Annotated in this window: 8 protein-coding genes; 2 read left to right on the top strand and 6 right to left on the bottom strand. The window is 53.3% G+C overall.

The genetic code is table 11. The features are described from left to right. The 4 genes from B3007_RS11870 to B3007_RS11855 form a co-directional block, all read right to left on the bottom strand. Complete coding sequence (locus B3007_RS11870) at positions 1–798, bottom strand: Na(+)-translocating NADH-quinone reductase subunit C (RefSeq protein WP_076516188.1); 798 nt, start codon at positions 796–798, stop codon at positions 1–3. Beyond that, positions 788–1,999, bottom strand: a complete 1,212-nt coding sequence (locus B3007_RS11865) for an NADH:ubiquinone reductase (Na(+)-transporting) subunit B (RefSeq protein WP_273088976.1) — start codon at positions 1,997–1,999, stop codon at positions 788–790. The genes B3007_RS11870 and B3007_RS11865 overlap by 11 nt, the downstream gene beginning before the upstream one ends. A 2-nt stretch (positions 2,000–2,001) precedes the next feature. Beyond that, complete coding sequence (locus B3007_RS11860; protein ID WP_076516184.1) at positions 2,002–3,336, bottom strand: Na(+)-translocating NADH-quinone reductase subunit A; 1,335 nt, start codon at positions 3,334–3,336, stop codon at positions 2,002–2,004. 289 nt (positions 3,337–3,625) lie between these two features. Next, positions 3,626–5,071 carry a glyceraldehyde-3-phosphate dehydrogenase gene (locus B3007_RS11855; protein ID WP_076516182.1) on the bottom strand — a complete coding sequence of 482 codons (1,446 nt, stop codon included), beginning with the start codon at positions 5,069–5,071 and terminating at the stop codon, positions 3,626–3,628. A gap of 186 nt (positions 5,072–5,257) precedes the next feature. On the opposite strand from B3007_RS11855, the gene mfd reads away from it, so the two are divergent. Both mfd and B3007_RS11845 read left to right on the top strand, forming a co-directional pair. After that, complete coding sequence (gene mfd, locus B3007_RS11850; protein WP_301377369.1) at positions 5,258–8,719, top strand: transcription-repair coupling factor; 3,462 nt, start codon at positions 5,258–5,260, stop codon at positions 8,717–8,719. Continuing rightward, complete coding sequence (locus B3007_RS11845; RefSeq protein ID WP_301377370.1) at positions 8,716–9,711, top strand: CsiV family protein; 996 nt, start codon at positions 8,716–8,718, stop codon at positions 9,709–9,711. The genes mfd and B3007_RS11845 overlap by 4 nt, the downstream gene beginning before the upstream one ends. Here the strand turns inward: B3007_RS11845 and B3007_RS11840 are convergent. Next, a complete protein-coding gene (locus B3007_RS11840; protein WP_301377372.1) occupies positions 9,697–10,449 on the bottom strand; it encodes an S-methyl-5'-thioinosine phosphorylase in 753 nt (250 codons plus the stop codon). The genes B3007_RS11845 and B3007_RS11840 overlap by 15 nt on opposite strands. Then, on the bottom strand, positions 10,446–11,534 hold the full coding sequence (nagZ, locus tag B3007_RS11835) for a beta-N-acetylhexosaminidase (RefSeq protein WP_297532021.1): 1,089 nt from the start codon (positions 11,532–11,534) through the stop codon (positions 10,446–10,448). The genes B3007_RS11840 and nagZ overlap by 4 nt, the downstream gene beginning before the upstream one ends. Positions 11,535–11,536: the final 2 nt, after the last annotated feature.

Below are 11,536 nucleotides of genomic sequence, written 5' to 3'. Positions count from 1 at the left end.
TCAGGCTCCCTGTTCTTTCAGTTTGGTTAGCAGACTGCCGAAAGCACGGTCGCCTACCCAGAAACGCACGAGGCTGCTTACACCACGGCTTGTCAGAGTAGCACCAGAGAGTCCATCGACCTGATATGGGTTACCCGGCTCCGCAGGCCCCTTCACAACTTTGATAGCAACGTCGCCGCTGTCGTCGTAAACCTCTTTACCTTCCCAGATCGCTTTCCACGATGGGTTGTCGACTTCACCACCCAGTCCTGGTGTTTCTGCGTGAGAGTAGAAACCCAGACCAACGATGGTATCCATGTCGCCTTTCAGTGCGATAAAGCCGTACAGCGTCGACCACAGACCGTAGCCGTGAATCGGAAGAATGATCTTCTCGATTTCACCGTTGTTTTCGATCATGTAGATTTCAGCGTACTTTTCCATGCGCTTAATGCTGGCCGGATCTTCATCACCAGACAGAGGCTTGGACAATTCAGGCGTTTTAGAGGCTTTACGCTGATCGTACTTCTGCGGATCAAGACCGGCGGCCTTGATTTCAGCCAGCTCGGCTTCCGTCGCAAAACGACCTTCTTCAAGATTCACGATACGGGTCGTGATTTTCTTGAACTGCTCTTCAACGCTCACGCCTGGCTGCAACATACCTGCAGCTGCCAGAACGTTTTTCTTTTTGTCTTCAACTTTGTTCGCAACCTGCAGAGGTTTCAGTGAAACCGCCGCACCTGCAACAATGATTGCACACACCAGACACAGCAGAACTGCAACGATGAGTGTCTTCTGGATGCTGTCGTTATTAGCTGACACGTGCCACCCTCCGTTTAACGTTTGCCTGAACCACAAAATGGTCAATCAGTGGTGAGAACAGGTTAGCGAACAGAATCGCCAGCATCATGCCCTCTGGGTAGGCTGGGTTGATCACACGGATCATCACTACCATCACACCGATCAGTGCACCGAAGAACCACTTACCTTTGTTGGTCATTGAGGCAGATACTGGGTCGGTTGCCATAAAGAACATACCAAACGCGAAACCACCAACAACCAGATGCCAGTACCAAGGCATAGCAAACAGTGGGTTGGTATCAGAACCAACGGCATTCAGCAGCAGCGTCATTGCCACCATACCGATCATCACACCGGCGACGATACGCCATGCAGCAATGTTCATCACCAGCAGTACTGCACCACCGATCATAATGGCCAGTGTGCTTACTTCACCCATGGAGCCCGGTACGAAACCAAGGAACGCGTCCATCCAGGTGATACCAGATTCAACAACGTTCTGAACGCCGCCCTCAGCCGCCAGACCCAGTGCAGTTGCACCTGTGTAGCCATCGGCTGCAGTCCATACTGCGTTACCTGACATCTGAGCCGGGTATGCGAAGAACAGGAAAGCACGACCCGTCAGTGCTGGGTTCAGGAAGTTTTTACCTGTACCACCGAAGATCTCTTTACCGATCACAACACCGAAGGAAATACCCAGAGCAACCTGCCAAAGCGGGATCGTTGGCGGTAAGGTCAGAGCAAACAGCACCGAGGTTACGAAGAAGCCTTCGTTCACTTCGTGTTTGCGGATAGTCGCGAACAGGACTTCCCAGAAGCCACCTACGATAAAGGTAACGGCATAAACCGGCAGGAAGTAAGCCGCACCAAAGACCATATTATCCCAGAGGCTGGAAGCGTCATGTGCTCCACCGCCAAGCATAGCGATGAGCATTTCACGCCAGCCTTCAAGCGGCGTTCCAGCACCGGCTGCGATGGCGTCGTTCGCCTGCAGGCCAATGTTGTACATACCGAAGAACATCGCCGGGAAGGTACATACCCAAACGGTAATCATGATGCGCTTAAGGTCGATACCATCACGCACATGAGCAGTGTTATTGGTCACGCTTGGAGGCGAATACAGACCTGTATCAATTGCCTCATAAAGCGGATACATCTTCTCAAGCTTGCCACCTTTCAAAAAGTGAGGCTCGAGGCTGTCGAGCATACTACGCAGGCCCATAATTAACCCTCCGCTTCAATTCTGGTGAGGTTCTTACGCAGAATTGGACCGTATTCGTACTTACCTGGGCAGACGAAACTGCACAGTGCGAGGTCCTCTTCATCCAGCTCCAGTGCCCCCAGAGCAATGGCACTTTCCATGTCCTCAACGATCAGCGCGCGCAGCAGCTGAGTTGGCAGAACATCAAGTGGCATAATGCGTTCGTACGTACCGATCGGCACCATAGCCCGCTCAGAGCCATTCGTGGTCGTGGTGAAGTCGAACATCTTCTTCATCAGCTTGGTAACGTAGATCGGCATCGCAGAGAAGCGATCAAAACCTGGACGCAGATAGTGCAGCATCGGACGCTCACGGCCCTCTTCCAGCACGGATACCTGGGTGTGGTAACGACCAAGGAAGGCAAGATCACCGGCAGCGTTGCGGCCACCGAATACAGAACCAGAAATAATACGGTTCTCGCCGTCTTTCAGCTCACCCTTAGTCAGCTCGGCAAGAGAAGCACCAACCTGAGTGCGAACCAGACGCGGGTTCTTCACCTGAGGGCCAGCCAACGCAATAACGCAATCCGTATTCAGCTTACCCGTAGTAAACAACTTACCGATCGCAATCACGTCCTGGTAACCAATGCTCCAGACGGTACGGCTTTCACTCACTGGATGCAGAAAATGAACATGCGTACCCGTCAGGCCCGCTGGGTGCGGACCACCAAATTCTTCAGCCTGCTCAACACCCGCGCTTGGTACAGACGCGCCCGGTGCTTTACACACGTAGGTTTTACCATCAGTGAGGCGACTGATGATCGTAACACCTTGCTTGTAGGCTTCGGCATCGGCACTGATCACAACCTGAGGATCAGCGGCCAGAGGATTCGTATCCATCGCATTGATAAAGATGGCCTCTGGGCGGCTACCCAGTTCTGGCACCTTAGAGAAAGGACGGGTACGCAACGTGGTCCACAGACCCGATGCCACCAGATTCTTCTCGATGTCGCCTGCACTCAGAGTAGCAAGCTTGTCAGCTGGATAACTGTCGAAGGTTTCTTCGTCGTTGCCATCAATCTCTATAACGACGGAGAGGAGTACACGGCGTTCGCCGCGGTTGATGGCTTTTACCACACCAGAGGCCGGGGCGACGTACTGAACGCCATCGGTCTTCTTGTCAGTAAATACCACCTGGCCTTTCTTGACTCGATCACCTTCCTGAACAGCCATCGTTGGCTTCATACCAACGAAGTCCGGACCGACTACGGCTACCTGAGTAACCTTAGGACCGTCCGAAATTTTCTGTTCAGGGCTACCGGTGATTGGTAAGTCGAGACCTTTTTTAATGTTGATCATATGCCTCGCCTAATCACGTTTGGATTCTGTCTTCCTCAGGCGTACAGAAATACACTTTGAGGTATCGGGTACCACAAAGCGTAGATTCACGCACGGACCTGTGCGGAGACTACCCATTTCCCAAGTAAAAAATCGCGCTAAGTATAATGACGCAACTGACTTTTATCCACTGACGTTACGGTCAATCTCACACTAATGGATAATGCCAGCCACGCCCGTACTGGTTTTGTATAAATTCTAGACAAAAAAAAGCCGCTGTCAGACGACAACGGCTTTTTTCTTTTCCGGCTTAACCGCGAGACGGGTAAGTCGGGTACTCAACGCCGCATACCTGCTGCGCGATGCGAACCACCTGACGGCTGTAGCCGTACTCGTTATCGTACCAAACGTAGAGGTTTACACGATTGCCGTTAACAATAGTCGCTTTGGCATCAACGATACCTGCGTGGCTGTTGCCAACGAAGTCAGTTGATACAACCTCTGGAGAGTTAACCCAGTCGATCTGCTTCTGCACAGATGAGTGCAGCGCCTGATCACGCAGGAAGTCGTTAACTTCTTCAGCGCTGGTTTCTTTCTTCAGGTTCAGAGACAGGATCGCCATAGAAACGTTTGGCGTTGGTACACGGATCGCGTTACCGCTCAGCAGACCTTTCAGTTCTGGCAGTGCTTTCGCTACTGCGCTTGCTGCGCCTGTTTCAGTGATTACCATGTTCAGCGGAGCAGAACGGCCACGACGGTCACCTTTGTGGTAGTTGTCGATCAGGTTCTGGTCGTTGGTGTAGGAGTGAACAGTTTCAACGTGACCGTTCTCGATACCGTACTGGTCGTTCATCACTTTCAGTACTGGCGTAATCGCATTGGTAGTACATGATGCTGCAGACAGGATCTTGTCAGATGCATCGATGTCTTTGTTGTTGATACCGTAAACGATGTTTTTCAGGTCGCCTTTGCCTGGAGCAGTCAGCAGTACGCGCGCGGTGCCTTTTGCTTCAAGGTGCTGAGCAAGGCCAGCTTCGTCACGCCATACACCAGTGTTATCGATAACCAGAGCGTTCTCGATACCGAATTCGGTGTAATCAATCTCAGCCGGGTTGTTGGCGTAGATGATTTTGATGTAAGTGCCGTTCGCGATGATGGCTTCGTTTTCGTGGTCGATGCTGATAGAACCACGGAAAGTACCGTGTACAGAGTCACGACGCAGCAGTGATGCACGCTTAACCAGGTCATCACCTTTACCACGACGAACAACGATCGCGCGCAGACGCAGGCCGTTACCGCCACCTTCTTTCTCGATCAGGATACGAGCCAGCAGACGACCGATACGACCGAAACCGTACAGAACAACGTCACGGTTTTCGCTGTCACCCGCTTCGCCGTTCAGGCTAGCCAATTCTTCAGCCAGGAATTCTTTAACGTCTTTGCCGTTACCTTCGGTGCGATATTTAACCGCCAGCTTACCCAGATCGATGTGCGCCTGAGCAACGTCCATCTCGGTCAGAGCCTGCAGCAGAGGATAGGTATCCTGAACTGACAGTTCTTCGTTTTCCATGTGACGGACAAAACGGTGCGCTTTCAGGAGCTCAATGACTGAGCGATTAATGACCGGACGGCCGTAGATAGAAGAAACGATGCTTTTCTGGCGGTACAGGGTACCAATCAGAGGAATCATTGACTCGGCGATGGCTTCACGGTCCATCCAGTCCTGTAAACAGGCGTCGCGCTGGTCTTTGCTCACGGGGTCACCTTACAAAGAAGTTAATTTAAGAGGAAAAATCGGGGCGGTATTATGCCGATTTTCGAGGCTGCCGACAAATCTTTCGCAGGCGCCGTGCCGGCGCGATTTCATTCGGTTAACAGTGCCCGGTGCTTTGGGTAAACTAGCCGACCTTATTTGCATCGAACACACCGCTCAGGAGCGCGAATGTCCAGCCCTTTACACCCTGAACTCCCCCAACGTGCAGGTGAACGCCGTTTCTGGGGCCAGCTGACGGGTTCTACCCAGGCCATGGCACTCGCCAGTGCTGCGACTGAACACGCGGGGCTGACATTGGTTGTCACCACGGATACCAGCTCGGCGCTGCGCCTCGAAGAAGAGATCCGCTACTTCGCGCCTGATCTTGAGGTCATGCACTTCCCGGACTGGGAGATTCTGGCGTACGACATTTTCTCGCCCCACCAGGACATCATTTCCCAGCGTATTGCGACTCTGAGTCAGCTGCATGATGTCCGCAAGGGCGTGTTGATCATTCCGGTTTCAACCCTGCAGCAGCGACTTCCACCTGCAAGTTTCTATCAGGGCCAGACTTTCGTTCTGGATATCGGCAGTACTTTTGATGTCGACAACACCCGACGTCAACTTGAGAACGCCGGTTATCATTGTGTTGATACCGTGTACGAACACGGTGAATACGCGGTACGCGGCTCGATCATCGACATATTCCCTATGGGGCAGCCACTGCCGTTCCGCATAGAGCTGTTCGACGACGAAATTGAATCACTACGTACCTTCGACCCAGACAACCAGCGCACGCTGGATAAAATTGAGCGGGTCAGGATTTTACCAGCGCGTGAGTTCCCGTTAGATACCACGGCCATCCGCACCTTTAAGGCCCGCTGGTTCGACTTCTTCGAACAGGACCCGAAAGCCTGTAGTGTGTATACCGATGTTGCTCAGGGCATTGCTCCGGCGGGTGTTGAATACTATCTGCCACTGTTCTTCAGTGATGATCTCGGCAACCTGTTTGAACACCTGCCAGCCAATACGCTGGTCATCCATGATGCGGGAATCGAAGACGCTGCCAAACATTTCCGTGACGATGTTGAGGCCCGCTATGAAAGTCGTCGCTACGATATTCAGCGCCCTATCGTGCCACCTGCGCAGCTATTTCTGGCGCACGACGAGTTATTCAGCGCGCTGAACAACTACCCTCGTGTTCAATTGCACGATAAAGAGCTTCCGGAACGCGCGGGCGCCGTGGCATTCGAAACTCAGCCTCTTCCTGATCTCACCGTCGATTCGCGACTGGATCAACCTCTACAGCGTCTGCAGGCATGGCTGTCAGACGCCGAAGGTCAGGTCTTCTTCTGCGCTGAGTCCGCCGGTCGCCGTGAGGCCCTGAAAGAGTTACTGCAACGCATTAAAGTCCTGCCGGATGAATTTGAACGCTGGCCCGATGCCCTGGTGTCGGAGAAGCGCATTCTGATGCTGACTGGCCCACTTGAGGCCGGTGCATCGATGACCGATAGCGGTCGACAGATTCACCTGATCACTGAAAACGAATTATTCGGTCAGCGTATCCGCCAGACCCGCCGCCGCCAGAAGCAGAAAACTGACAGCGATATGGTGATCCGCGACCTGTCAGAGCTGAAGGAAGGCTCGCCGGTGGTTCACCTCGATCATGGTGTCGGGCGCTACACCGGGCTTCAGACACTGGATGCAGGCGGCCAGGTGAATGAGTTCGTTGTGCTGGAATACTCTGGTAACGACAAGCTCTACGTACCGGTATCAAGCCTGCACCTGATTTCCCGTTACGGTGGTGGCGCCGAAGAAACCGCGCCAATGAACAAACTCGGCACCGATAAATGGTCAGCCGCGAAGCGTAAAGCCGCTGAGAAAATTCGGGACACCGCCGCAGAATTGCTTGATATCTACGCCCGCCGTCAGGCGCGTAAAGGCTTTGCTTTTGATGAGCCAGATACCGATTACGAGCGTTTTGCAGCAGGCTTCCCTTACGAAGAAACACCGGATCAGCAGGCAGCCATCGAAGCTGTGATTGGTGATATGTGCTCACCGCGCCCAATGGACCGTCTGGTGTGTGGTGATGTTGGCTTTGGTAAAACCGAAGTTGCCATGCGCGCCGCTTTCATGGCCGTTCAGAGTGGTAAACAGGTCGCCGTACTCGTACCGACTACCCTGCTCGCACAGCAGCATTATCAGAACTTTGCTGACCGCTTTGCCGAGTGGCCGGTCAAAGTCGATGTGCTGTCGCGTTTCAAATCCGCGAAAGAAACTCAGGCCGCACTCGACCGGATGCTTGAAGGTAAAACCGACATTGTGGTCGGCACCCACAAGCTCCTGCAGAAAGACGTGAAATTTGACCACCTTGGTTTGCTGATTATTGATGAAGAACACCGTTTTGGTGTCGCTCAGAAAGAGAAAATCAAAGCTTTAAGGGCAGAGGTCGATATCCTCACCTTAACGGCCACACCGATTCCACGAACGCTGAATATGGCGATGGCGAGTATCCGGGATCTGTCGATCATCGCGACACCACCGGCCAAGCGCTTAAGTGTAAAAACCTTTATCCGCCAGCAGGACGATGCGGTCACCAAAGAAGCGGTTCTGCGGGAAATTCTGCGTGGTGGTCAGGTGTACTACCTGCACAACGAAGTGAAGAGTATCGAGAAAACCGCGCGCGAACTGAGCGAAGCGATTCCTGAGGCGCGCATCGGTGTGGCCCACGGCCAGATGTCAGAGCGCGAGCTGGAAAGCGTGATGAGCGACTTCTACCACAAGCGCTTCAACATGCTGGTGTGTACCACCATCATCGAAACGGGGATCGATATCCCATCGGCAAACACCATCATCATTGAGCGTGCTGATAAGTTTGGTCTGGCGCAGCTTCACCAGCTCCGGGGGCGCGTCGGTCGCTCGCATCACCAGGCGTATGCGTATTTGCTGACACCACCACCGAAGCAGCTCACCAAAGATGCTGAAAAACGTCTGGATGCTATCGGCGCATCCCAGGACCTGGGAGCGGGCTTTATGCTTGCGACGCACGATCTTGAGATTCGTGGCGCTGGTGAACTGTTAGGTGATGAACAGTCGGGTCAGATTGAAACGATTGGCTTCACCCTCTATATGGAAATGCTTGAGCAGGCCGTTAATGCGATTCGCGCAGGCAAAGAGCCTTCAGTTGACCTTGCAGCAACGCACGGCGCCGATGTAAATCTGCATATTCCGGCCTTGATTCCGGATGACTATCTGCCAGATGTGAACAGCCGCCTGACGCTCTACAAGCGCATTGCCAGCGCGAAAGACGATCACCAGCTGAAAGAGCTGCAGGTAGAAATGATCGACCGCTTCGGCCTGTTACCTGAACAGGTTAAGAACCTTTTCCGTATTGCGTCACTCAAATTCAAACTGCAACCGCTGGGTATCGCCCGACTCGATGCCAACGACAGTACGGGCAAAATTGAATTCAGCCGTGATACCGAGATAAATCCATTCACTCTGATCAAGCTGGTGCAGACGCGACCGGATGCCTATAAACTGGACGACGGAAACTCGCTGCGTTTCTACGCGAACATGGAAACACTCGACCAGCGTTTCCGCACTATTGATCAACTTCTGACAGATTTACAGAAGGACCCGAATTCGTGAAGACCCTTTCCGCCCTGCTCTCTGCAGGCCTGACACTGAGCATGCTGCCCAGCGTTGTAAACGCGGCAGAACATTATCGTGTCGAAGTTATGCTGTTCACTTATCTGGACGAAAACAGTGCCCGCGAGGAACACTGGCCCCTCCTGAAGGAGCGCGCAGAGGCGGAAGAAGCTGCAATTGCGGCTGCATTAGAGGAAGACACTGCAGCGACTGCTGAATCAGAGCCAGGTATTGTGAAGTCAGAGGAAGGTACTGCCGGCGACGCCAATTCAGGTGTTCTGCAGGTATCCGCTGACGAATCGTCAGAGCTTAATCCCGACGCTTCAGACGAGATGAACTCCGCCGAAGAAGATACTGACAGCACGCCTCCGGTAACGCTGCTCGACGACCTCGAATTCGCCAACGCCGTTAATCGCTTTGGCTACCGCAGCGATATGAAAGTCGTGTGGCACCAGGCCTGGATCGAAGAACTTCAGGATTCAGCCAACGCCTACGATCACGAAGTAACCGCCAGTTACGAAGAAGAGAACTTCCGCATCGATATCAGCGGTAGCTTCAACCTGTACCGTAGCCGCTACATTCATATCCGCCCGGATCTTGAAGTAGACCAGCTGATCTTCACCATTCCGGCTGATGCACCACTGTCTGGCGAGACTACTGAAAATACCGAAGAAGGCGCCATGACCATGGCCGTCACCTCTGACACCATATCTGACAACATAGGTAACTCAGACGCCCTTCCCGGGGTTGAAGGTCAGATGACGATCCTTCCCCCGGATCAAGGGATCACCAATGAGCCTGTGGCTGAACCTGAGCCAGAATGGATTCCGCTGCGCGCAGCAAAAATCGAGCGTAGCCGCCGCATGCGCAGCGGTGAGGTCCACTACCTTGATCACCCCCTTCTAGGTATGGTCGTCAAGGTAACGCCTTATGAGGTGCCAGAAGAGGCCTCAGAAGAAGCCCCAGAGAGCGAAGCTTCAGATCAGGGATAATGAAGCTGCGATAATATCGCGGACTTCACTCATTCCTGAGTCGATCACGGCGCGTATCTCATCCATGGTAATCAGGTCGTCGCTCTTTCCGGCGGCCGGATTCACGACAAGACAGATACTCGCGTAAGGAATACCCAGCTCTCTCGCCAGGGCTGCTTCAGGCATGCCCGTCATACCGACCAGATCACAACCGTCTTTATCGAGACGATTAATCTCAGCGATAGTTTCTAATCTTGGCCCCTGTGTCGCCGCATAGACCCCGAAATCAAGCGCGTCGACTGAACATTCTGATGACGCTTTAACAAGCGCCTGGCGCAACGTCTCATCGTACGGATGCGTGAGATCAATATGCTCAAGCGGACGGTACTCACCATCAAAAAAAGTACTTTCGCGGCCCCAGGTGTAATCAACCACCTGATGAGGAATCACAATTTTGCCTGAACCCATGTCCGGGTGAATGCCACCCACAGCATTCACAGCAATGATATGAGTAACACCCTGTGCCTCTAATGCCAGCAGGTTTGCGCGGTAGTTAATCTTATGAGGAGGGACTTTGTGAGGATGCCCATGCCGCGCAAGAAACACGACCTCCTGCTCTCGCCAGCGCCCGACTGACAGCGGTGAAGACGGCTGTCCAAGGTCAGTCGTTACAGCCAATGTCTGGCTGATCTCCGGCCCATCAAGCTCGGTTAAGCCGGTGCCGCCAATAACAGCGATTTTACGAGAAGTTGCACTCACAGGTTGTCGTCTCTGATCAGTTGATACGAGACCAGTATTTTACGGGCCTCGGCCATGCCCTTTTCATCAAGGGCATTAGCCTTGCTATCGGGTTTTAGTGATTCAAGCTTTAAAGCGCCAGTGCCTGCACGGTACAAATCGGCAACGGCACTGACGACATCTTTGGCGGCCTGTCGGTTATTGCAGACCACCAGTGCGTTGGCTCCCGCCTGAGCCGCAGCGATCGACCGCTGATAAAAGTCGCCGCCACTGGCAGCGCCTTCCATGGACAGGTCATCGCTGAAAATGATGCCGCTGAAGCCGAGCTGCTTACGCAGAATATCCTGCAACCAGACAGAAGAAAAACCGGCGGTATGGTTTGCATCAATGGCAGGATAGACGACGTGAGCAGGCATAATGCCCTGTATCACGCCTTCGCTGATCAGCGTTTTAAAAGGTACCGACTCGGCTTCTAAGGCTTCGGCATCGCGCGGGTCGACCGGTAACTCCAGATGTGAGTCCGCTTCAACGGCACCATGCCCCGGAAAGTGTTTACCAACGGACATCATGCCCGCAGAAGAAAGTCCTTCGCACCAGGCTCTGGCCAATGACGTCACCGTGTCTGCGCTGTGACCAAAGGCACGATCACCAATCACCCGAGAAAGATCTCGCTCAATATCCAGAACCGGGGCAAACGTCAGATCAACACCATGCGCGATTAACTCAGTAGCCAGAAGTTGGCCACCCAAACGGGCGAGCTCAAGCGCTTTTTCAGGTGATTCCACAAAAATGGCTTCATAGCGCATCATCGGCTCAAACAGCGTAAAGCCGGAGCGAAAGCGCTGCACACGACCACCTTCCTGATCTACGGTGAGCAGGAGGTCGGGTCTCAACGCGTTTAATTCTCCCGTCAGAGCTTTCAGCTGCTGAGGAGATTCGTAATTGCGCGCGAAAAAAATAAGCCCGGCGATTTCAGGCTGAGTTAAGAAATCACGATCCTCATCCGTCAACGCCGTTCCTTCAATATCGGTAATCACGCCGACGGCCTGTGCTAACGCATCCGACACAGCGTATGAATCAGTGGAAGAAACTGAAGACTCGGTCATCG

Source organism: Thalassolituus sp. UBA675, from assembly GCF_002297765.1.
GTDB lineage: Bacteria > Pseudomonadota > Gammaproteobacteria > Pseudomonadales > Oceanobacteraceae > Thalassolituus.
This window is presented reverse-complemented; position numbering and strand designations above follow the sequence as displayed.

Bases quoted from the DNA above. Each gene is read 5' to 3' on its own strand.
- B3007_RS11865 (WP_273088976.1), bottom strand. From the start codon at position 1,999: ATGGGCCTGCGTAGTATGCTCGACAGCCTCGAGCCTCACTTTTTGAAA.
- B3007_RS11860 (WP_076516184.1), bottom strand. From the start codon at position 3,336: ATGATCAACATTAAAAAAGGTCTCGACTTACCAATCACCGGTAGCCCT.
- mfd (WP_301377369.1), top strand. From the start codon at position 5,258: ATGTCCAGCCCTTTACACCCTGAACTCCCCCAACGTGCAGGTGAACGC.
- nagZ (WP_297532021.1), bottom strand. From the start codon at position 11,534: ATGACCGAGTCTTCAGTTTCTTCCACTGATTCATACGCTGTGTCGGAT.